General features: G+C 67.5%; 25 protein-coding genes. 15 read left to right on the top strand and 10 right to left on the bottom strand.

Annotated features, from left to right (window positions below; all coding sequences use genetic code 11):
- On the top strand, nucleotides 1–765 hold a 765-nt coding region (locus A9X03_RS24510; RefSeq protein ID WP_156737711.1), incomplete at its 5' end, for a carboxylesterase family protein.
- Nucleotides 766–774: 9 nt separating this feature from the next.
- On the opposite strand, the gene A9X03_RS24515 is transcribed toward A9X03_RS24510, so the two are convergent.
- The 5 genes from A9X03_RS24515 to A9X03_RS24535 form a co-directional block, all read right to left on the bottom strand.
- Entirely contained in the window at nucleotides 775–1920 is a 1146-nt protein-coding gene (locus A9X03_RS24515) for an AI-2E family transporter (RefSeq protein ID WP_068263426.1), read from the bottom strand.
- 85 nt (nucleotides 1921–2005) lie between these two features.
- Nucleotides 2006–3124 (bottom strand): NAD-dependent epimerase/dehydratase family protein, encoded by a 1119-nt coding sequence (locus tag A9X03_RS24520; protein WP_068263427.1) that lies wholly within the window; start codon nucleotides 3122–3124, stop codon nucleotides 2006–2008.
- Nucleotides 3125–3186: 62 nt separating this feature from the next.
- Complete coding sequence (locus tag A9X03_RS24525) at nucleotides 3187–3423, bottom strand: exodeoxyribonuclease VII small subunit (protein ID WP_067779862.1); 237 nt, start codon at nucleotides 3421–3423, stop codon at nucleotides 3187–3189.
- Complete coding sequence (gene xseA, locus A9X03_RS24530) at nucleotides 3413–4663, bottom strand: exodeoxyribonuclease VII large subunit (RefSeq protein WP_068263429.1); 1251 nt, start codon at nucleotides 4661–4663, stop codon at nucleotides 3413–3415. The genes A9X03_RS24525 and xseA overlap by 11 nt, the downstream gene beginning before the upstream one ends.
- Nucleotides 4660–5247: a lipid droplet-associated protein gene (locus A9X03_RS24535; RefSeq protein ID WP_068263431.1), complete on the bottom strand. Its 588-nt coding sequence runs from the start codon at nucleotides 5245–5247 to the stop codon at nucleotides 4660–4662. Before A9X03_RS24535 ends, xseA begins: the two co-directional genes overlap by 4 nt.
- A gap of 88 nt (nucleotides 5248–5335) precedes the next feature.
- Between A9X03_RS24535 and A9X03_RS24540 the strand changes: the two genes are divergently transcribed.
- Nucleotides 5336–6334 (top strand): 4-hydroxy-3-methylbut-2-enyl diphosphate reductase, encoded by a 999-nt coding sequence (locus A9X03_RS24540; RefSeq protein ID WP_068263434.1) that lies wholly within the window; start codon nucleotides 5336–5338, stop codon nucleotides 6332–6334.
- Between the two features lie 23 nt (nucleotides 6335–6357).
- Here the strand turns inward: A9X03_RS24540 and A9X03_RS24545 are convergent, their stop codons facing one another.
- Entirely contained in the window at nucleotides 6358–7539 is a 1182-nt protein-coding gene (locus A9X03_RS24545) for a DUF6542 domain-containing protein (protein WP_197498944.1), read from the bottom strand.
- Between the two features lie 141 nt (nucleotides 7540–7680).
- Here A9X03_RS24545 and ychF point away from each other — a divergent pair, with 141 nt between their 5' ends.
- From ychF to A9X03_RS24560, 3 genes are all read left to right on the top strand, one after another.
- A complete protein-coding gene (gene ychF, locus A9X03_RS24550; protein ID WP_067754938.1) occupies nucleotides 7681–8754 on the top strand; it encodes a redox-regulated ATPase YchF in 1074 nt (357 codons plus the stop codon).
- A 16-nt stretch (nucleotides 8755–8770) separates the two neighbouring features.
- On the top strand, nucleotides 8771–9241 hold the full coding sequence (locus A9X03_RS24555; protein ID WP_067754935.1) for an SRPBCC family protein: 471 nt from the start codon (nucleotides 8771–8773) through the stop codon (nucleotides 9239–9241).
- Nucleotides 9242–9324: 83 nt separating this feature from the next.
- On the top strand, nucleotides 9325–9849 hold the full coding sequence (locus tag A9X03_RS24560; RefSeq protein ID WP_067887399.1) for a monooxygenase family protein: 525 nt from the start codon (nucleotides 9325–9327) through the stop codon (nucleotides 9847–9849).
- A gap of 36 nt (nucleotides 9850–9885) precedes the next feature.
- Here A9X03_RS24560 and A9X03_RS24565 read toward each other — a convergent pair whose 3' ends face one another.
- Nucleotides 9886–10380, bottom strand: coding sequence for a nitroreductase family deazaflavin-dependent oxidoreductase (locus A9X03_RS24565; RefSeq protein ID WP_067887402.1), 495 nt, complete (start codon nucleotides 10378–10380; stop codon nucleotides 9886–9888).
- A 76-nt stretch (nucleotides 10381–10456) separates the two neighbouring features.
- Between A9X03_RS24565 and A9X03_RS24570 the strand changes: the two genes are divergently transcribed.
- The 5 genes from A9X03_RS24570 to A9X03_RS24590 all read left to right on the top strand — a co-directional run bounded on the left by A9X03_RS24570 (nucleotide 10457) and on the right by A9X03_RS24590 (nucleotide 13109).
- Nucleotides 10457–10828, top strand: coding sequence for a hypothetical protein (locus A9X03_RS24570; RefSeq protein WP_067754927.1), 372 nt, complete (start codon nucleotides 10457–10459; stop codon nucleotides 10826–10828).
- A 70-nt stretch (nucleotides 10829–10898) separates the two neighbouring features.
- On the top strand, nucleotides 10899–11297 hold the full coding sequence (locus tag A9X03_RS24575) for a VOC family protein (protein WP_067754924.1): 399 nt from the start codon (nucleotides 10899–10901) through the stop codon (nucleotides 11295–11297).
- 119 nt (nucleotides 11298–11416) lie between these two features.
- A complete protein-coding gene (locus tag A9X03_RS24580) occupies nucleotides 11417–11776 on the top strand; it encodes a hypothetical protein (RefSeq protein WP_067887405.1) in 360 nt (119 codons plus the stop codon).
- A gap of 139 nt (nucleotides 11777–11915) precedes the next feature.
- Nucleotides 11916–12485, top strand: coding sequence for a glycoside hydrolase (locus A9X03_RS24585; RefSeq protein ID WP_082974567.1), 570 nt, complete (start codon nucleotides 11916–11918; stop codon nucleotides 12483–12485).
- 300 nt (nucleotides 12486–12785) lie between these two features.
- The gene (locus A9X03_RS24590) at nucleotides 12786–13109 is read left to right on the top strand and encodes a putative quinol monooxygenase (protein WP_068263441.1); all 324 of its coding nucleotides are present in this window, start codon (nucleotides 12786–12788) and stop codon (nucleotides 13107–13109) included.
- On the opposite strand, the gene A9X03_RS24595 is transcribed toward A9X03_RS24590, so the two are convergent.
- On the bottom strand, nucleotides 13106–13798 hold the full coding sequence (locus A9X03_RS24595) for a guanylate cyclase (RefSeq protein WP_068263443.1): 693 nt from the start codon (nucleotides 13796–13798) through the stop codon (nucleotides 13106–13108). The genes A9X03_RS24590 and A9X03_RS24595 overlap by 4 nt on opposite strands.
- A 69-nt stretch (nucleotides 13799–13867) precedes the next feature.
- On the opposite strand from A9X03_RS24595, the gene A9X03_RS29955 reads away from it, so the two are divergent.
- Nucleotides 13868–14077 (top strand): hypothetical protein, encoded by a 210-nt coding sequence (locus tag A9X03_RS29955; RefSeq protein WP_082950480.1) that lies wholly within the window; start codon nucleotides 13868–13870, stop codon nucleotides 14075–14077.
- Here A9X03_RS29955 and A9X03_RS24605 read toward each other — a convergent pair.
- Nucleotides 14029–14853 carry an adenylate/guanylate cyclase domain-containing protein gene (locus tag A9X03_RS24605; RefSeq protein WP_067887411.1) on the bottom strand — a complete coding sequence of 275 codons (825 nt, stop codon included), beginning with the start codon at nucleotides 14851–14853 and terminating at the stop codon, nucleotides 14029–14031. The genes A9X03_RS29955 and A9X03_RS24605 overlap by 49 nt on opposite strands.
- A 121-nt stretch (nucleotides 14854–14974) precedes the next feature.
- On the opposite strand from A9X03_RS24605, the gene A9X03_RS24610 reads away from it, so the two are divergent.
- Both A9X03_RS24610 and gnd read left to right on the top strand, forming a co-directional pair.
- On the top strand, nucleotides 14975–16381 hold the full coding sequence (locus tag A9X03_RS24610; RefSeq protein ID WP_067887414.1) for a glucose-6-phosphate dehydrogenase: 1407 nt from the start codon (nucleotides 14975–14977) through the stop codon (nucleotides 16379–16381).
- Nucleotides 16382–16396: 15 nt separating this feature from the next.
- Nucleotides 16397–17419, top strand: a complete 1023-nt coding sequence (gene gnd / locus A9X03_RS24615; protein WP_067749926.1) for a phosphogluconate dehydrogenase (NAD(+)-dependent, decarboxylating) — start codon at nucleotides 16397–16399, stop codon at nucleotides 17417–17419.
- Between the two features lie 190 nt (nucleotides 17420–17609).
- Here gnd and A9X03_RS24620 read toward each other — a convergent pair whose 3' ends face one another.
- A complete protein-coding gene (locus A9X03_RS24620; protein WP_067755958.1) occupies nucleotides 17610–18473 on the bottom strand; it encodes an alpha/beta fold hydrolase in 864 nt (287 codons plus the stop codon).
- Nucleotides 18474–18594: 121 nt separating this feature from the next.
- Between A9X03_RS24620 and A9X03_RS24625 the strand changes: the two genes are divergently transcribed.
- Nucleotides 18595–19068: a VOC family protein gene (locus A9X03_RS24625; RefSeq protein WP_067755955.1), complete on the top strand. Its 474-nt coding sequence runs from the start codon at nucleotides 18595–18597 to the stop codon at nucleotides 19066–19068.
- Nucleotides 19069–19179: 111 nt separating this feature from the next.
- A partial coding sequence (locus A9X03_RS24630; RefSeq protein ID WP_067887416.1) for an alpha/beta fold hydrolase occupies nucleotides 19180–19924 on the top strand: 745 nt, incomplete at its 3' end.

A 19924-nucleotide genomic window follows, 5' to 3' on the forward strand; every position in this document is an offset into this window, starting at 1 on the left:
GTGCTGCTTGCCGCATCCCAAGAGGTCTTCGACGAAGTGCCGGTGCGCAATCCCGGCCTCCTTGCGTTCGTCCCGATCATCGACGGCGACCTGCTGGACGACTACCCGGTCAAGCGCGTGCAGGAGGGCCGCTCGCTTCCGGTCCCCCTGATCATCGGGACGAACAAGCACGAGGCGGCGCTTTTCCGATTGATGCGTTCGCGGCTGATGCCGATCACGCCTCGCGCGATCACGTCGATGTTCGACCAGATCGCGGCCGAACAACCGGACCTGCAATTGCCGACCGACGAGCAGATCGGACTGACCTATTCCCGGCTGCGGCGCAGGGCAAGGAGTTTGAGCATCGCGACAGATGTCGGGTTCCGGATGCCGTCGGTCTGGCTGGCCGAGGGGCACAGCAAGGTGGCACCGGTCTACCTGTACCGATTCGATTATGCGACCCCGCTACTGAAGCTGCTGTTGGTCAATGCCGCCCACGCCACCGAATTGCCCTACGTCTGGGGCAATCTCGGGGCGCCGAAGGATCCCACCCTGAAGCTGGGCGGCAGCAAGACCGCCAAGGCGGTCTCCAGGCGAATGCGGACCCGGTGGATCAACTTCGCCGCGCGGTCGACGCCCGCGGGCCCGGGCGGCGAGCCGGAGTGGAGGCCCTACCGGGAGGCGGACCGCGCCTGCCTCATCATCGACGCGAGCGACACCGTCGCGCACGACGTCGATGGGAAGATCCGCGCCGCGTGGGGCAGCCAGATGGTGGGGTTCCGCTAACTGCCGGCGTCAGTCCGCGCCGGACTGCGCCGCGCCCGACTTCGCCTGCCGGCGAAGCCAATTGCGGCGGGCGGGCGGCGGCTCGGGAGTGTCCGGTTCGGTGCCCTTGAACACCATCAGATACACCTCGATGGTCGTGACGATGAGGATCATCAGCACGGGCCCGATGACGATGCCCCAGGGGCCGAACATCGCTATGCCCGAGAACACCGACAGCAGCATCAGCGCCGGGTTCAGCCGGGCATCACGCGGAACGAGGATCGGCCGCAGGAAGTTGTCGATGTTGGTGACCACGACGAGGTGCCAGAGCACGACAAACGCGCCGCCGGCGATGTTGCCGAAGAAGATCATTCCGATGCCGAAGGGGATGGTCACGATCCCGCCGCCCAATGGGATGATCGACAACGCGGTGAGCAGGACCGCGAAGATGAAGAATCCGTGGTGAAAGCCGGCGACATAGATGGACGCGGCGCCCGCGACGCCTTGGCACAGTGCTATCACGAACTGGCCGCTGACGGTGCCGCGCACCATTGCTCCGGCTTTGGCCAGGTACAGATCAGTGACCTCGTCGCCGAGGGGGTTGAGTTCGGCGATCAATCTCCGCACCCGCTCGCGGTGCACCAGCAGCGCGACGAAGACATACAGGAAGATGATGGCCGACGTGACCGCGCCTGCGATACCACCGACGGCGCCCTGCAGGAAGTGCAGCGCCCATTCACCGACATTTCGGCCCACCGTGACCATCGCCTTGCGCAGGGTTTCCGTCGTTATCGTCATGTGCGCGAAGGGGACCCGGGACAGCAGCTCGTTCACCGCCCGCAGTGTGCGGTCGCCAAGCGCGCTGAGGTCCGTCGACTTGACCCAATCGGTGATGCTGTCGATCATGCGGGATATCTGAACGATCGCCAGGAGCACCAGGAGCGTGATCGGCACGATGACGGCCACGAGCGCGCACAACAGGGTGCTGGTCGCCGCCAACCCGGTGCCCAGCCGCCTGCTGAACCAGTTGAACAGCGGTGTGAAGAGGTAGGCCCCTACCGCGGCCACGACGATCAGCACGAAGTAGTCGCGCAGGAAGTACGCACCGAACAGCAGGGCGATCGCGGTCAGGATCGCCAGGGCGCGCTTTTGGTTGAGCGTGAATTCGGTATTCATGCCACCGGGCCGCCCTCCGCGTCGTCGCCGCTGAGGGAACTTTAGCCCCGGCGCGGTGGTTTCGTCAGCGTCCGCGCAAGCGAACTCACTGCCCCCCGCCGACCGCCGGCTTCGGGGACCCAACGTCCGCTTGGCTTTTCATGCGCTGGAACATGTCGACGTAGTACGGGAGGCATTGCGACATCGCCTGTTCGGTGGTGAACAGGGGTTCATAGCCGAGGTCACGGCGCGCCTTGGCGATCGAGAAGTAGTTGTCCAGATAAAGCCGCTCGACGGCCAGCGGCTCGAGCAGCGGCGCCGGGATGCCGAAGCGGAAATGCAGCCGCTGCCAACCGGTCATCGCCACGCGCACCATCGGGCCGTTCACCCGCACGCGGGGCCAATTGGCGCCGCACGCCTCGACCACCGGCCGGGCGAACTCGAACATGTTGATCGGTTCGCCGTCGTTGATGAAATACGCCTGACCCGGTGCCGTGCCGCCGGGGACCAGGTGCTGGGCGGCCAGGATGAAACCGTGAATCAGGTTGTGCACGTAAGAGTTATCCAGGCGGGCCGATTTGCGGCCGATAAGCACCTTGACGTGGCCGGCGATCACGCTTTCGAAAAGTTTGCGGAACATCGTCTGGTCGCCGCGCCCCCAGATCCCGCTGGGGCGAATCGCACACGTGAGCATGCCGCCAATGTCGTTCTGCGACAGCACGAACCGCTCCGCGACCACCTTCGTCTCGGTGTAGAGGTCGTTGAACCGGGTGGTGTAGGGCAGCGTCTCGTCGCCGCCGGGAATGTTCTGGCCGCCCATCACGACGCTGTTGGACGACGTGTAGACGAATCGCTGCACGCCCGCCGCCTGTCCGGCGTGCACCAGGTTCTCGGTGCCTCCGACGTTCACGGCGAAGCTGCGCTGTCGGTACGCGTCGGTCACCGACGCGCCGCCCATCAGCTCGATGATGGCCGCGGTGTGAAAGACGGTGTCGATACCGTCCACCGCCTGGGCGCAGACGGCGGTGTCGGTGATGTCGCCCTCGAGCACCTCCAGTTGCGGGTGCTCCGGAAGCGGCGACGGCGCGCGGTCGAACGAACGCACCCGGTATCCGCGGTCCAGGAGGGTGGTGACCAGGTTGGCGCCGACGAAGCCGGAGCCGCCGGTTACCAGGACGCGGCCGAGTTCGGTGGTCAGTGTCGGATCAGCCATGGCCCGAAGCATAACTGAAACGTGTTCCAATTTCGAACAAGATCATCGTCTCGGCTTCCCTAGAGTGGCCCAATTCAGGCGTCTTCCGCCTGGCCGGCCGCCAGTGCATCCTCGATGCGCTTGCGAGCCCCAGCTAAATGCTCTTCGCAACGCTTCGCCAGCTCTTCGCCCCTTTCCCACAACTTCAGCGATGCATCCAGGTCCAGGCCGCCCTGCTCCAGGAGGCGCACGACCTCGATCAGTTCATCCCGGCACGCCTCGTAGCCGAGTTGACTAATAGGTGTAATTGAATGCTCCTCTTCAGCGGCCATCGGTCTGCCCTTCGCTCACCGCGGCGATCGCGCCGTCGGCAACCCGCACCCGCAGCCGGCTGCCCGCCGGCGCGCCGGAGACCGACCGCAGCACCACCGGGGGCCCGGAGTCGGGGACCGCCTGCACCACCGCGTAGCCGCGGGCCAGCGTGGCCGCGGGGCCCAGGGTCGCCAGCCGCGCGCTGAGGTGGCCGACGCGCTCCGTCTCGGCGGCGGCCAGCCGGGTGACGTCGCGGCGTATCGCCGACCGGGCGCGGTGGATCTCCTCGGCGCGTGCCGTCAGTGCCGTCAGCGGTTCGGCGAGCACCGGCCGGCTGCGGATCTGGGCGAGCGCGCGTTGTTCGCGAGACACCCAGCTGCGCAGCGCCTGCGCGCTGCGCCGGCGCAAGTCGTCGATCAGCCGGAGCTCGGCGGCGGTGTCGGGAACCACCTTCTTGGCCGCGTCGGTGGGGGTGGCCGCACGCAGGTCGGCGACCAGGTCGCACAGCGGGTTGTCGGGTTCGTGGCCGACGGCGCTGATCACCGGGGTGCGGCACGCCGCGATCGCGCGGCACAGCGTCTCGTCCGAGAACGGCAGCAGGTCCTCCACGCTGCCACCGCCGCGGGCGACCACGATGACGTCGACCTCGCCGTGGCGGTCGAGTTCGTACAGCGCCTCGACGATCTGCGCCACCGCGTTGGGGCCCTGCACCGCGGTGTTGCGCACCGCGAACCGGACGCCGGGCCAGCGTCCGGTGGCCACCGTCGTCACGTCGCGCTCGGCCGCGCTAGCCCGCCCGGTGATGAGGCCGATCATGTTGGGCAGGAAGGGGATTGGCCGCTTGAGCCGGGGATCGAAGAGCCCTTCGGCGTCCAACAGCCGACGCAGCCGATCGATGCGCGCCAGCAGCTCGCCGACGCCGACGGCGCGAATCTCGCTGAGCCGCAACGAGAATGTGCCGCGACCGGTGTAGAAGGAGGGCTTGCCGCAGACCACCACCTGCGTGCCCTCGGCCAGCTTTACCGGTGCGTTGGCCACCAGGTCGCGCGAACAGGTCACGGTCAGCGACATGTCGGCGGCCGGGTCACGCAACACCATGAACACCGTCTTGGAGTCGGCCCGGGCGCTGATCTGGGCGAGTTGGCCCTCGACCCATACCGTGCCGAGCCTGTCGATCCAGCCCGCGACGCGAATGGCCACCGCGCGCACCGGAAACGGGTTCTCGGCGGAGTTCGGTTCGGACTGTGCGGCCGGGGTCACTTCGCGTTCGCGCGGGTGATCCTGTTGGCCAGCAGCGTCTGAAAAGGCGCGCGGGCCTTCGTGGCCTGCTCGTAGGCCAGCAGGGCTTCGAGTTCGTCGACGCTCAGGGACTGCAGGCGGGCCCGCAGCTGCGCCAGCGTCAGGGTCGCGTAGTCCAGCTCGGCGACGACCGACGGTTGCGGAACCGACGGCGCGTCCGAGGATTTCCTGCCCTGCTTCAAGGGCGCGGCATCGGACGCGGCGTCGGCGAGCGAGTACAACGCGAACCGTCCCTCGGTGCGGCGATCGCCGTCGGCGACACGGCCCTCAGCCGGGCCGGGCGCTTCGACCGCGTCGGGCAGGTCCTCGTCGAAGGTCGCCCATTCCGGCTGCTCGTCCTTCGGCGGAAAGATGTTCTCCAGGGTGCTGTCGCCCTTGATCGCCAGCTCGGCGAGGTTCTGCTGAAATCGCATCACAAGGTGCGCCGCCTGACTGGCCAAGGTCATGGGGTACATCAGGATGGTTTTCGGCAGCTTCATGGTCTCCTCGACGGCGACTGTCGCCGCGCCGACCAGTAGCCGAACTCCATACGGTGCAGTAGCCATGGGTCCAAGATTGCCTTAAGCGACCGCTAACTCCAAGCCCGCCGGCGCGAGCTGGCAAGCCCGTGCCGGCAGAACGTACCCTGGTGTCATGCCGCCGACTGTTGACATGGGGATTCCCGGCGCGTCCAGCTCGGTAGCCAGCGATCCGGCCCGCAAGCGAGTGCTTCTGGCCGAGCCGCGTGGTTACTGCGCGGGCGTTGACCGGGCCGTTGAGACGGTCGAACGCGCGCTGGAAAAGCATGGCGCCCCGGTGTATGTGCGCCATGAGATCGTGCACAACCGGCACGTGGTGAACACGCTGGAGCAGGCCGGCGCCGTGTTCGTCGAGGAGACCGACGAGGTGCCCGAGGGGTCCATCGTGGTGTTCTCCGCGCACGGGGTCGCGCCGACGGTGTACGCCGCGGCCGCCGAACGCAACCTGCACACCATCGACGCCACGTGCCCGCTGGTGACCAAGGTGCACAACGAGGCCAGGCGATTCGCCCGCAATGACTACGACATCCTGCTGATCGGCCACGAGGGTCACGAGGAGGTCATCGGCACCTCCGGGGAAGCCCCCGACCACGTGCAGCTGGTGGACGGGGTCGCCGCCGTGGACAACGTGACGGTGCGCGACGAGAACAAGGTGGTCTGGCTCTCACAGACCACGCTGTCGGTCGACGAGACGATGGAAATCGTCGACCGGCTGCGGCAGCGGTTCCCCAAGCTGCAGGATCCGCCCAGCGACGACATTTGTTACGCGACGCAGAACCGGCAGGTCGCCGTCAAGGCGATGGCGCCGGAGTGCCAGCTGATGATCGTCGTGGGGTCGCGGAATTCGTCGAACTCGGTGCGCCTGGTCGAGGTGGCGCTGGGCGGCGGCGCCGCGGCCGCCCACCTGGTCGACTGGGCCGACGACATCGACCCGGCTTGGCTGGAGGGGGTGACCACGGTGGGCGTGACCTCCGGTGCGTCGGTCCCCGAGGTCTTGGTGCGCGGCGTGCTGGAGCGGCTGGCCGATCACGGCTACGACGTGGTGCAGCCCGTTACGACGGCGCAGGAAACCCTGGTGTTCGCCCTACCGCGCGAGATCCGGTCACTGCTCTGACGTAGTCGGGCGCCGGATGGCGCTCAGCCGTCGTATTCCCAGGACTCCATCGGGGGTCGCTGAGGCCGGCCATACGCCCGTGAGCGATTCCGGCGGTCAGGGCGACGCTCCGCCGCGGGCTCGTCGCCCGCGTCGCGGTAGCGCACCTGCGAGATGGGATGATGCGTCCCGCCGTTGCCGTTCGGCGTGGGGCGGCGTCGCCTCGGCTCGTGCGCCGGCTCATACCGGTCGTAGCTGTCGAACCGGCCGAACTGCTCTCCGGACAGGTCGTACGGATCCCCGAAACGGCTGCTCCGCGGTGCGGGCCGCTCGTAAGGCGGCTCGTAGGGCCGCTCGTAGGGGTTGCGCCGGGTGCGCGGCTCCCGGCGGCCTTCACGGGTCGACTGGCCACGCGGGTCCGGATCGGCCTCCGGCCGGGGGCGCCGGCGCGACCGGCGGGGAGGTTCTGCGGGGTCGTAGTCCCTGGCGGCCGCCGAGCCCTTCCGGCTGCGCCGCTCGCCCGGTTCGGCGGTCTCATCCAGCGGTTCCCGCGAGCGCCGGGAATGGGTTCGGGCGGAGCGGGTGGTGGACCGATCGCCGCGCGCCGTCCGGCGGGCCCGCGCCGAGGAACCGGCCCCGCGGCTGCGCCGCCCCTTGGCGGGCGCGGCCTCGTCGGCGTCGTGCTCCCCGGATTCGGGACGCAGAATCGCCTGCAATTTGGCGGCGAGGCCGCCGAGGACGGACTTGGAGTCGGCGGATTGCGCGTCGTCCGGGGCGGGCGCCTCCGCGGTCGGCCGCTGCGACATGCCGAAATACCATCTGACCAGCCCGATCAGCAGCACTACCCCGGCGGTTCCCAGCATCAGCGGGAACCGCTCGATGAGCGGATAGCCGCAGTTGATCAGCAGATCCTTGAGATGGCCGACCTTGGCGTCGTGGAACAGCCAGTACGCGCCCGGCACCGCGACGAAAAGTATCAACGGGGGCTGGATGATCGCGGTGAACAGCCCGTCCTGGCGCACCGCGAGCACCGCCGCCACGCAGCCGGCTATATAGAAGCCCGCGAAGACGTGCGTCAGCTCCTTGTGGCCGGAGTCGATTCCGTATCCGATCGCGGTGGCGGTGACGGCGAGGAGCAGGGCGGCATACCACGGCACACCTGGGATATTTGGGTGGATCGACCGGTGGGAGGCTTCCACCGTCGAGGTTGCCCGCTGTCCTGACACATGTTGACCGTACCGGCAATGGGGCGAAAGCCCCGTAAATACCTTGTAGCGATCCCGGGCGTGCCACGCCCCGGGGCCTGGGAGGCGCTCGAAAGGTCCACGGCAACCCGCGGGGTCGCCGACCCCTAGACTTGGGTCCCTGTGAGCCTGAGCCTGGGAATCGTGGGTCTGCCGAATGTCGGCAAATCGACTCTGTTCAACGCGCTGACCCGCAACGACGTGGTGGCGGCCAACTATCCGTTCGCCACGATCGAACCGAACGAGGGCGTCGTTCCGCTGCCCGATCCGCGGCTGGACAAACTGGCCGAGCTGTTCGGGTCCGAGCGCATCGTGCCGGCGCCTGTGACATTCGTCGACATCGCCGGCTTGGTCAAAGGCGCGTCCGAGGGGGCGGGCCTGGGCAACAAGTTCCTGGCCCACATCCGCGAATGCGACGCCATCTGCCAGGTGGTGCGGGTGTTCTCCGACGACGATGTGACCCACGTGGCCGGTGAGGTGGATCCCAGATCGGATATCGAGGTCGTCGAGACCGAGCTGATCCTGGCCGACATGCAGACGCTGGAGCGCGCCGTACCGCGGCTGGAGAAGGAAGCCCGCACCAGCAAGGACCGCAGGCCGGTGTACGACGCGGCCGTCGCCGCCCAGGAGACGCTGAACGCCGGCAAGACGCTGTTCGGCGCCGGGGCGGACACGTCGCTGCTGCGCGAGCTGAACCTGTTGACCACCAAGCCTTTTCTGTACGTCTTCAACGCCGACGAGGCGGTGCTGACCGACGCGGCGCGGATCGCCGAGCTGCGCCAGCTGGTGGCTCCCGCCGACGCGGTGTTCCTGGACGCGGCCATCGAGGCCGAGCTGAATGAGCTCGACGACGAGTCGGCCGCCGAACTGCTGGAGTCCATCGGGCAGACCGAGCGCGGGCTCGACGCCCTGGCCCGCGCCGGCTTTCACACCCTTAAGCTGCAGACCTTCCTCACCGCGGGCCCAAAAGAGGCGCGGGCGTGGGTGATCCACCAGGGCGACACCGCGCCGAAGGCGGCCGGGGTGATCCACACCGACTTCGAAAAGGGCTTCATCAAGGCCGAGATCGTGTCCTACGACGACCTGATCGGCGCCGGCTCCATGGCGGCGGCCAAGGCGGCCGGCAAGGTCCGGATGGAAGGCAAGGACTACGTCATGGCAGATGGCGACGTGGTCGAATTCCGGTTCAACGTCTAGCGGGAACACTGGCGTCATGGGACGAACAGATACCGCCTCGGTGGTGATCGCTGCCCCACTGAATCAGGTGTATGCCGCGCTGGTGGAACCGCAGGCGCTCGTCGAATGGCTTCCGCCGCAAGGGATGTCCGGGAGGTTCGATCATTTCGACGCCCGCCCGGGCGGGTCTTACCGGATGAGGCTGACCTATGCCGAGCCGCCCGCGTCGGGCGGCAAGTCAAGCGACGACTCGGATGTCGTGGATGGTCGGTTCGTCGAGATCGTGCCTGGCGACCGGGTCGTGCAGGCCGTCGACTTCGAATCCGACGACCCCTCGTTCGCGGGGACGATGACCATGACGTGGGCGGTCACAGCGCTGAGCGCCGGCAGCACCCGTGTTGAAATCCGCGCCGACAATGTCCCGCCGGGCATTTCCGCTGAAGACCATCTTGAAGGACTGCGGTCGTCGTTGGCCAATCTCGCGGCCTATCTCACGTCGGGGACGTGAGTGGCGACGACGTCGTGTTGCCATTCCGCATGCACGATGCGACAGTCGAATCACGCGTCTCGGGGGCTTGACCGGAGGTCGGGATGGCAGTCGATCGGCAGACGGTGGATCTCACCGAGTACCCCGACCTGGTGGTGGTGTATCTCGGGATGAGGGTGCGGCGGCCCCGCGGACTGCTGCGGATGCTGGGCCTCGGTCCCCAGATTCGTCAGTCGTGGAAGCGGCAACCCGACGGCCTCTTGTTGCACGAAGACCTCGTCTGGTCATTCTTTCCCCCGCATCTTGGCATGCGGCAGTACTGGCGCGACCTGGACAGCCTGGAGCGGTGGACTCGCTCGGAGCCGCATCGGCAGTGGTGGCAACAGTTCCTGAAAGACTCCGGCGGCACCGGCTTCTGGCACGAGGCGTATCTGATGAGCGGCGGCATGGAGGCGATTTACGATGACACGCCCCAGCTCGGCATGGCGCGGTTCGCTCCAGTGAAACCGGCCCGGGGCGCACGGTTCTCGTCTCGGACGCGGGCAGGCCGGACCGATACGCCCGCCGCGACACCCGTCGTTCCGGAGGCCGACTATTACCGGGCGCAGGGCGACACGCTGCACTCGTAAACGGCCTCCGTCTGTAACGCCCAGGGGCACAACGTATCAGCGCGGCTTGAGCCGGAGGATCGGAATGTCGCGGCCCGCGGGCGCCGCTTTGTCCCGGTACTCGGCGTATCCCGAGTAGATCCGGTTAGCCAATTCGAATAAACGGGCGTATTCGTCGGGATCGGTGACCTGCCGCGCGGTGAAGCGCTCGCCGCCGAATTCGCAGTCCGGATGCGCCTTCAAGTTGTGGTACCACTGCGGGTGTTTGGTGCCGCCGAAGTTGGAGGCCAGCAGGATGACGTCGGGACCGTCATGGAAGTAGGTGAGTTGCACCTCGCGCTTCTGGCCGGACTTCGCGCCGGTGGTGACGAGCGGCGCGTTGATGATCGAGCCCATGTTGACCCGCCCTCCCGTGAGGCGGAACAGGTATGGATCGGTATGGCGTGCGATGTGGCGGGCCATGAACTGCCCCGCCCGCGAACGTCCGAAACGAACGCTCGCCCGATACAGCGGGCCCCGGCGCTTGTGCGGGTCCACGTACCTCAGCGGCATCTCCCGACCATACTGGGCTGAGCCGGGGCAAAGTTTGGGGCTTGCTTGGATTCCGCTCCGGGGAAATGCTCTAGGGATGGGTGAACGCGTGAGGTCGTGCGTCCGGCGGTTGGGGCAAAGCTTGATGGGCGGCACGTTGGTGTTGTCCGCGCTCGCGCTGGCCGGCGGCGTCGCACACGCGGCCCCGACCTCGCACTGGTGCCCGGGCACTGCCTGGGATCCGAGCTGGGGCACCGTTTACGACTGGGACTGGGGTACGTGCCACGACTGGCAGGGCCCGGCGGGCCAAAGTTTCCCGACGGGCGCGGGACCGTGGGGGCCGGCACCGATATGGGCGCCGCCGTCACCGCCCCCGCCGTCGTGGGCGCCCGGGGCCAAGCTGATGTGGAACCCGACCGGCCCGGGCAACTGGGGATTCTGGAACAACGGAATCTGGACCCCGGTCTAGTCGGGCCGCCCCGCCTGTCGGAGGTGCCTCGTAGCATGCCCTGGTCGCGTCACCGCAGCCAGGAGGGCTCATGAAATTCGTCTCGACCCGCATCATCACCGCCGACGTCGGCCGGCTCGTCGATTTCTACGAGGCGGTCACCGAGGTTCCCGCGGTGTGGGGCAACGAGCTTTTCGCCGAGATCCCGACGCCGGTTGGCACGCTGGCGATCGGCAGCGACAAGACCGTGCCGCTGTTTGGCGCCGGATCCGCCGAAGCCGCGGCCAACCGCAGCGCGATCGTGGAATTCCTGGTCGACGACGTCGACGCGCAATACGAGCGGCTGCGCGAACACGTGGGCGAGGTCGTGACCGAGCCGACCACCATGCCCTGGGGAAACCGCGCACTGCTGTTCCGGGACCCGGACGGGAACCTCGTCAACCTGTTCACCCCGGTCACCGACGAGGCTCGCGCCAAGTTCGGAATTTGACTGGCGCACAATTAAATTCGATGCGACGATAGCGACTGAGCCGATGGGGTGAGACAGTGTCGGCCCATGCGCACCGAACACCCGTGCGCGGGGTCCCCCGCGGCGTTATGGTTTAGCTCGTGGCCGTTGGGGACAGCCCGGAAACATCCGGAGAACTCGAACGCCAGGCCGAGGCGCTCGACAAGCGCGAGGAGGCGCTTGACGAGCGCGAGGCCGAAATCAGAAGGCGCGAGTGGCTGGCGGGTAGACGAGATCGGCTCGCCGACCAGCGGGACCGAATCGCGGACGATCGCGAGCGTCAAGCAGACGAGCGGGAGCGGCGCGCGGACGAACGCGAGGGCTCGGTGGAAGAGCGTGAGCGTGCCCGACGCGGGCGCCTGGCCGAACAGGCGATGCGCACGGATGCGACGGCCCGGCGAGAGCAAGCCGACGTCGACCGGGAGATGGCGCAAACCGAACGCGGGCCCGACTACACCTGAGGCCACGCGTTTGCTGGCGGCCGAATCTCGGCCAGCACTGCGTTTGCTATAAGTGCGGCGGACGCCATTGTCCGCATTGCGAATGACGTAGGCCACAAATTTTGGCGAACAATAACCGTTATTGCTAGCGTCCCCGGCCATGGTAGTACTTGCAACTTTGATGTCATTGATTAATCAGGTTTCCGGGACGCCCTATATTCCGGGTGGCGATTCTCCCGCTGGGACGGATTGCTCAGGACTCGTTTCGTGGGTTGCCAACGCAGCATCCGACAGGCCAGTCTTCGGCAACCGGTTCAACACCGGAAACGAAGAAGCGGCGTTATTGGCGCGGGGTTTCCAGTACGGGACCGCCCCCAACGCCCTAGTGATCGGATGGAACGGCGGCCACACGGCCGCGACACTGCCGGACGGCACCCCAGTGGCCAGTGGTGAGCGCGGCGGCGTGCACATCGGTGGTGCTGGCGCCTACCAGGCCGGGTTCACGCACCACATGTTCCTGCCGATGCCGCCGGATGGGGAGGGCGCACTTCCCCCGCCGCCGGACGCGCCGCCCTCGCCGCCGGACGCGCCCCCGGCACCGCCGGAGGCGCCGCCGGTGTTGGTCGACGCCACGGCCCCCGCGCCGCCTCCGCCGCCGGCCCCGCCGGCGCCCGAATTGCCGCCGCCCGAATTGCCGCCGCCCGGCGATCCGGGAATTGCAAATCCCTAACGAATTGAATTCACGAAGGATTCGATTCGGCGCACAGATTATTTCCGTTGTACATATCCGCGGACTCCGATGGAGTGAAATAGCTCCGAACTCGCCGAGTTTGTGACCCAGGCCACTTCGCGGGCGGGTCGGAGCCGCCGAGGATTTGTGCGGAACACAGATGAAGCGCGCCCCGCCCGTCGATTAAGACGGCCGGGGCGCGCTTTGCTGGCGGTCCGGTGCCTCGGATGGATATGCTGGCGCTGCCCACCCGTATCGGGCGGGCGTAGCTTCTCCCAGCGAGCAAGGCGGATACCGGCCATGATCTTCATCGTCGTCAAGTTCGAGACCAAGCCCGAGTGGACGGACCGCTGGACGGATCTGGTCGCCCCGTTCACCGCCGCCACCCGCGCCGAGGACGGCAACCTGTGGTTCGAGTGGTCGCGCAGCCTGGACAACCCGGCCGAGTACGTCTTGGTGGAGGCGTTCCGTGACGACGAGGCGGGCGCCGTCCACGTCAACAGCGATCACTTCAAACGGGCGATGCAAGAGCTGCCGCAGGCCCTCACGTCCACCCCGAAGATCATCAACCAGACGATCGACGCCACGGGATGGTCCGAACTGGGCGAGATGTCGGTCGGCTAGCCGACTTCGCCTACCGTCACCGTGATTTCGCCGCCTAGTCGGTAGCCCGGCGCCAGCGGAAGCGTGTCACCGCTCCAGAACTTGCCGGGGTCGAACCAGTTCGCGTCCTTGTCGGTGTTGAGCAATCCCATTTCCTCATACGTGATCGCCACCGTCTCCGCGCAATAGGCCGTGGAAAGGCTCATCTTTCGTTCCTCCCGGTGGCGCCGGGTCTGCTCGCGAACCTTGCTGTCCACCACCGGGATTCCCCGCACCCAGTCGTTGATGGTCGGGAGCCGGCCGCGGAACCAGCGACCGGTCAGCCGTGCGGTGGTGGGAAACGCGGTGCCGTCCATTCGCGCGATCACCCGCAGCAGCTTGTTCTCCTGGTCACGGGTGGGGTTGGGCGTCAGCTGGCGCAGCCAGCACCGCTGCTGGTACCGCTGCGTCCACTGCAGGACGGCCTGGCGCAGATCGTTGAGTTGCACGCCCCGGTGGTTGGTGCCCGTCCACATGTCGACGAGCTTGTCGCCCAACTCGGCGTGCCAGATCAACGGCGGCAGATCGTCGATGGCCACCGTCATGCCGACGTGGTTCACCGGTGCGTTCGTCAGGGTCTGAATCGCGCGGTCGGGCCGTGAGCGGCCGCGAAACAACCAAAGATCGCCGGTGCGAGTCTCGTTCAGGGCCTCATCGAGGGTCAGCGTCATGAGCGTGTCGATGCCTGTGTCCGGTTGCAAGAGCACACAAGTTAAACACAGCCCGAATACGCTGTGTTCATGCGCAGACTGTGGAAGTGGGTCGGGCTGGCCGGCGTCGCCGGTGTCGTCGCCGGGGGCGCACTGGTGGCTCGCGACCAACGCAAACGACGCGCCTACACCGCCGACGAGGTCCGGTCCCGCCTGCATCAACGGCTGGCCGAGTACGACGGGGAGGGCTTTCAGTCCAGATCGGGATCGGCGGGGGCCTCCACGGCGAACAACGAATAGGTCCCCGAGAAGCCCTTCAGCTCGACCTCGCGGCCCTTGCCGAATTGGATGTCGTCGCAGTCGGAAAGGGCATCCCGCACCGGTTGGCTCACCAAGATCTCGCCGCCGGCGGCCTGGGCCGCCACCCGCGCCGCCATCGCGACGTTGCGGCCGAACAGATCATCACCGCGGCGCACCGACCGGCCCATGTGGATACCGATCCGAACGCGGATCTCGTCGTGCCGCTTGCGTTTTGCGTCCTTGCGCAGCGCGCGCTGCAGGTCGATGCCGCACCGCACCGCCTGGTCGGCGCGGGAAAAGGCGACCATGAAGCCGTCGCCCTGGCTCTTGACCACGTGACCGGACCGGCGCTGCACCAGGTCCGACACCAGCTTGTCGTGTGCGCCAATGAGTTTGACCCAGGCGCGGTCACCGATCCGCTCGTTGAGCGCGGTCGATTCCTCGATGTCGGAGAACAGGATCACCACCCGGCCGTCCGGGGTGACCCTCGCCAGGTCGGGGCGTTCCACCTCCGCCCAGTCCGCGAGATCCTCGATCGAACCGCGTACGGCGGCCCCGAAGCCCTCCTTGCGTACCACGTTGGCGGTGTTCCACACGGTCTTGAGGGCCTCGCGCCCACCCGACAACAGCCAGCTGCGGGTGTCGGTCCGGTGCCGCAATTCGTCGATCTCCTGGCGGCTGCGCACCAGCAACCGCGAAAGCACGGCGAGCGCGACGGCTTCGATCACGGCGATGCCGGCCAAGACGTAGACCGCGATATGCAGCGCATCACCCACGCAAGCATCCTGCCAAGGCCCCGATGGCTTGCGGTTGTCGGGCCTGTGTGCGGTGTCTAGTGTTAGGTCCGACCGCCGCGGGTAGTGAGTCTCTAGAGCCAACGACTTCGGAGGTGCGGGCTTGGCTGACGGCGGGGACAACTCTTCGAACAAGCTGGTGATCTTCGGCATCACCGGCGATCTGGCGCGCAAGATGACCTACCGCGCCTTGTACCGCCTCGAGGCCCGCAAGTTGCTCGACGTCCCGATCGTCGGCGTGGCCAGCGACGACATGCCGCTCGAGAAGCTGGTCGAGCGCGCCCGCGAGGCCGTCAAGGCCTCCGGCGAGAAGTTCGACGACGCGGTCTTCGACCGGCTCGCCGCCCGGCTGTCCTATCTGCACGGCGATGTCACCGATGAAGAGCTGTACGGCCGGCTCGCGAAGAAGATCGGCAAGGATTGCCGCCCGCTGTACTACCTGGAAATGCCGCCGTCCCTGTTCGCGCCGATCGTCGAAAACCTCGCCAAGGCCGACCTGCTGGAATGCAGCCGCGTCGCGGTGGAAAAGCCGTTCGGCCATGACCTGGCCTCGGCGCGCGACCTCAACGCCCGGCTGCGTGCGGTGCTCGACGAGGACCAGATCCTGCGGGTGGACCACTTCCTGGGGAAGCAGCCCGTCGAAGAGCTGCAATACCTGCGCTTCGCGAACAACGCCCTGGCCAAGCTGTGGGACCGCGACAGCATTTCCGAAATCCACATCACCATGGCCGAGGATTTCGGCATCGAGGACCGCGGCAAGTTCTACGACGCGGTGGGCACGCTGCGCGACGTCGTGCAGAACCATCTGCTGCAGGTGCTCGCGCTGGTCGCGATGGAGCCCCCGGTCGGTCCCAGCGCCGACGACCTGAACGACAAGAAGGCCGAGGTGTTCCGGGCGATGCCGGCCCTGGATCCCGAGCGGTGCGTGCGCGGCCAGTACCGCGGCTACACCGACGTCGACGGGGTGGCCAAGGATTCGCAGACCGAGACCTACATCGCGCTGCGGACCGAGATCGACAACTGGCGCTGGGCCGGTGTGCCGATCTTCCTGCGCGCCGGAAAAGCACTGCCCGAGAAGGTGACCGAGGTGCGGATGTTCCTCCACCACGTTCCGGGATTCTCGTTTCTGCCGAACCGCCGGCCACCCGAGCCCAACCAGATCGTGCTGCGCATCGATCCCGATCCCGGGATGCGGTTGCAGTTGTCGGCCCAAGTCGGCGACGGCTGGCACGACGTGCACCTGGACTCGTCGTTCGCCGAGGATCTCGGGGAAGCCGTGCGGCCCTACGAACGGCTCCTCTACGCCGCGCTCACCGGGGACCGGCAGCTCTTCGCGCGGGAAGACGCGATCGAGGAGACGTGGCGGATCGTGCAGCCCGTGCTGGACAAGCCGAGCCGCATCCACCACTACGAGCAGGGCTCGTGGGGGCCCGAGGCCGCGCAGTCGCTGCTCCACGGTCATCGCAGCTGGCAGGAGCCGTGGCTGCCCAAGCGCACGTCGTCACAGTAAGGAGATCGGGAAGAGATGCAGCTCGGGATGATCGGACTGGGCCGGATGGGCGCCAACATCGTCCGCCGCGTCGCCACGGATGGACACGAATGCGTGGTCTACGACCACAACCCCGACGCGGTCAAGGCGATGGCGGGGGAGGAGAGGACCACCGGTGTGTCGTCGCTGCGGGAGCTCGCCGAGAAGCTGACCGCTCCGCGGGTCGTCTGGGTGATGGTGCCGGCGGGCACGATCACGACGGGGGTCATCGAGGAGCTGGCCAAGACGCTGGAGTCCGGCGACATCGTCATCGACGGCGGCAACTCGTACTACCGTGACGACATCAGCCACGCAAAAACCTTGTCCGAGAACGGAATTCACCTGCTCGACTGCGGCACCAGCGGTGGCGTTTGGGGCAGGGAACGCGGCTATTGCCTGATGATCGGCGGTGACGACGAGGCCTTTCTGCACGCCGAGCCGATCTTCGCCAGCGTCGCGCCCGGGGTGGACGCGGCGCCGCGCACGCCGGGCCGCGACGGCGAAGTCGACCGATCGGAAAAGGGTTACCTGCACTGTGGGCCGTCCGGCGCCGGGCACTTCGTCAAGATGGTGCACAACGGCATCGAGTACGGCATGATGGCCTCGCTCGCAGAGGGGCTCAACATCCTGCGCAACGCCGACATCGGCAAGCAGGTGCAGGAGGGTGACGCCGAAACGGCGCCGCTGTCGAATCCCGAGTTCTACCAATACGACTTCGACATCCCCGAGGTTGCCGAGGTGTGGCGCAGGGGCAGCGTGATCGGCTCCTGGCTGCTCGACCTGACCGCGATCGCGCTGCACGATTCGCCCGACCTCAAGGAGTTCTCCGGGCGCGTGTCCGACTCCGGCGAGGGCCGCTGGACCGCGATCGCGGCGATCGACGAGGGGGTCCCTTCGCCGGTCCTCACGACCGCGCTGCAGTCGCGCTTCGCCTCGCGGTCACTCGATGACTTCGCCAATAAGGCGTTGTCGGCGATGCGCAAGCAGTTCGGCGGGCACGCCGAGAAGCCGGCCAACTAGGGGCGGGTCGCCACAGTCGGACTCAGTGGCGATCGCGAGGGCGGCGTAGCCGGGCGATGCGGGTCGCCACCGTCGGATTTAGTGGCGATCGCGAGGGCGGCGTAGCCGGGCGATGCGGGTCGCCACCGTCGGACTCAGTGGCGATCGCGAGGGCGGCCTAGCCGGGCGATGCGGGTCGCCACCGTCGGACTCAGTGGCGTTTGACGAACTTCACCACGGCGTCGCTGAACGCATCGTTGTCGTCACCGGCCGCGGTGTGCCCGGCTTTGGGCAGCTCGACGAACTCCGCGCGGGGCACTGTGGCCAGAAAGTGCCGAACGCCCTCGGGGCTCACGACGTCGGACAGCTTCCCGCGGATCAGCAGCACCGGAATCGACAGGCTCTTCGCGGCCTGCTCGAACTTCTCCGTCCGCAACTCGGGATCGTCGCCCGGCTTGGTCATGAACGCCGGATCCCAGTGCCAGTACCAGCGGCCGTCGCGGAGGCGCAGGTTCTTCTTCAACCCCTCGGGGCTGCGGGGCTTGTCCCGATACGGCAGGTAGGCGGCGACGGCGTCGGCGGCCTCCTCCAGCGAGTCGAAACCGTCGAGGCCGCTGATCATGAAATCGCGAATGCGGGCGCTGCCGCCCTTCTCGAATCGCGGCACCACGTCGACGAGGACCAGTCGGGTCACGTTTGCCGGCCCGGCCCGGTGGGCGGCGAGGATGCCGGTCAGCCCGCCCATGCTCGCCCCGATGATCATCACCGGCCGGCCGATCGCCTCGATCACCCGGAGGACGTCGGCGGTCAGGGTGTCGACGTCGTAGTCGGCGTTGGGCGCGCGATCACTGTCACCGTGTCCCCGGCTGTCGAGCGCCACGACGTGCAGGCCCTCGTCGGCCAGGATTTGACCGGTGTTTTTCCACGAATGCCGGTTCTGGCCGCCACCGTGCAGCATCAGGACGCTGGGCCGGCCCGCGCCGTCGGTCCCGCGATTCCATTCGTCGGCGACCAGGGTGATCCCGCCGGCACCGGAAAACTCGACCGTCTCGGGGGTGCTGGTGACGGTGCTCATGCGACCTGACGTTACATAGCGCGTATATGCACCGTTCGCCGGGTCGACGGCGCGATGAGTTTCCGCACCGGCCGGGGTCTATCAGGAAGACACCAACGAGCCAACAAGGAGGGCGCCGCCCATGCCATCGATCACCCCGTCGCTGTGGTTCGACCACAACTTGGAGGACGCGGCCAGGTTCTACACCTCGGTCTTCCCGAACTCCCACATCGAGGGCTTCAATCGGACCACCGAGGCCGGACCCGGCGAGCCGGGCACCGTCCTGTCCGGCAGCTTCGTGCTGGACGGCACCCGCTTCATCGGGATCAACGGCGGCCCGCACTTCCGGTTCAGCGAGGCGGTGTCCTTCACGATCCACTGCAAGGACCAGGACGAGGTCGACTACTACTGGGAACGGCTGACCGACGGCGGCGAGGAGTCGCAATGCGGCTGGTGCAAAGACCGCTTCGGCCTGAGCTGGCAGATCGTGCCGGACCGGCTTTATGAGTTGATCGGTGGTCCCGACCGGGCGCGCGCGGCGGCGGCCACGCAGGCGATGTATGGCATGCGCAAGATCGTCATCGCCGATTTGGACCGAGCCGCCGCGGAGGTATAGCCAAAATCCCTGTCGCAGCTGCAATTTGACCGCTTGGGGCATGCGGTCGGTGCGGCGTGGACCCACACGCGTTAGGTTGGTCCGTGCGGACGCGCCGAGCAGGGAGTGAACATGGGTGAACCTGGCTGGATCGACGTGCCGACCCCCGCCGGGAACCTGAAGGCACTCACCTGGGGGCCCCGTGACGCCCCCCTCGCGTTGTGCCTGCATGGTTTCCCCGACACGCCCTACGGATTTCGCAAGGTCGCTCCCCGGCTCGTGGAGGCGGGCTGGCGGGTGGTGGCACCGTTCATGCGCGGGTACGCCCCGTCCTCGATCCCGGCCGACGGCAGCTATCACGTGGGCGCGATGATGGACGACGCCCTGCGGGCCCGCGCGGCCGCCGGCGGCACCGACGCCGACGTGGTGATCGGCCACGATTGGGGCGCGATCGCCACCACCGGGCTGGCCGCCATGCCCGACAGCCCCTTCGCCAAGGCCGTGATCATGTCCGTGCCGCCGTCGGCGGCCTTCCGCCGCAAGGCCGGCGCCGGCGAGCGTGCCCGGCTGGTCGCACACCTGGCGCGCCAGCTGTTGCGCAGCTGGTACATCATGTACTTCCAATTGCCATGGCTGCCAGAGCGTTCCGAATCTTGGGTGCTGCCGCTGCTGTGGCGTCGATGGTCGCCGGGATACCGCGCTGACGAGGATTTGCGTCACGTCGACGCGGCAATCGGAACGCCGGAAAGCTGGCGCGCGGCGCTGGGGCCCTACCGCGCCACGATCCGCAACACCCGCCCGCCCGCGCGGTATGCCGAGCTGAACGAGCTGTGGACCGAAGGGCCCGTATGGCCGTGCCTGTACCTGCATGGTCGCG

Source organism: Mycobacterium sp. E1715 (assembly GCF_001667625.1).
Classification (GTDB): Bacteria; Actinomycetota; Actinomycetes; order Mycobacteriales; family Mycobacteriaceae; genus Mycobacterium.

Excerpts from the sequence above, each read along its gene's own strand:
- A9X03_RS29955 (WP_082950480.1), top strand. The coding sequence starts at position 13,868 with ATGCGCAGACTGTGGAAGTGGGTCGGGCTGGCCGGCGTCGCCGGTGTC.
- A9X03_RS24595 (WP_068263443.1), bottom strand. The coding sequence starts at position 13,798 with ATGACGCTGACCCTCGATGAGGCCCTGAACGAGACTCGCACCGGCGAT.
- A9X03_RS24540 (WP_068263434.1), top strand. The coding sequence starts at position 5,336 with ATGCCGCCGACTGTTGACATGGGGATTCCCGGCGCGTCCAGCTCGGTA.
- A9X03_RS24560 (WP_067887399.1), top strand. The coding sequence starts at position 9,325 with ATGGCAGTCGATCGGCAGACGGTGGATCTCACCGAGTACCCCGACCTG.
- A9X03_RS24625 (WP_067755955.1), top strand. The coding sequence starts at position 18,595 with ATGCCATCGATCACCCCGTCGCTGTGGTTCGACCACAACTTGGAGGAC.
- gnd (WP_067749926.1), top strand. The coding sequence starts at position 16,397 with ATGCAGCTCGGGATGATCGGACTGGGCCGGATGGGCGCCAACATCGTC.
- A9X03_RS24575 (WP_067754924.1), top strand. The coding sequence starts at position 10,899 with ATGAAATTCGTCTCGACCCGCATCATCACCGCCGACGTCGGCCGGCTC.
- A9X03_RS24570 (WP_067754927.1), top strand. The coding sequence starts at position 10,457 with ATGGGTGAACGCGTGAGGTCGTGCGTCCGGCGGTTGGGGCAAAGCTTG.
- A9X03_RS24620 (WP_067755958.1), bottom strand. The coding sequence starts at position 18,473 with ATGAGCACCGTCACCAGCACCCCCGAGACGGTCGAGTTTTCCGGTGCC.
- A9X03_RS24525 (WP_067779862.1), bottom strand. The coding sequence starts at position 3,423 with ATGGCCGCTGAAGAGGAGCATTCAATTACACCTATTAGTCAACTCGGC.
- A9X03_RS24555 (WP_067754935.1), top strand. The coding sequence starts at position 8,771 with ATGGGACGAACAGATACCGCCTCGGTGGTGATCGCTGCCCCACTGAAT.
- A9X03_RS24535 (WP_068263431.1), bottom strand. The coding sequence starts at position 5,247 with ATGGCTACTGCACCGTATGGAGTTCGGCTACTGGTCGGCGCGGCGACA.
- A9X03_RS24565 (WP_067887402.1), bottom strand. The coding sequence starts at position 10,380 with ATGCCGCTGAGGTACGTGGACCCGCACAAGCGCCGGGGCCCGCTGTAT.
- A9X03_RS24590 (WP_068263441.1), top strand. The coding sequence starts at position 12,786 with ATGATCTTCATCGTCGTCAAGTTCGAGACCAAGCCCGAGTGGACGGAC.
- A9X03_RS24520 (WP_068263427.1), bottom strand. The coding sequence starts at position 3,124 with ATGCTTCGGGCCATGGCTGATCCGACACTGACCACCGAACTCGGCCGC.
- A9X03_RS24585 (WP_082974567.1), top strand. The coding sequence starts at position 11,916 with ATGGTAGTACTTGCAACTTTGATGTCATTGATTAATCAGGTTTCCGGG.
- A9X03_RS24515 (WP_068263426.1), bottom strand. The coding sequence starts at position 1,920 with ATGAATACCGAATTCACGCTCAACCAAAAGCGCGCCCTGGCGATCCTG.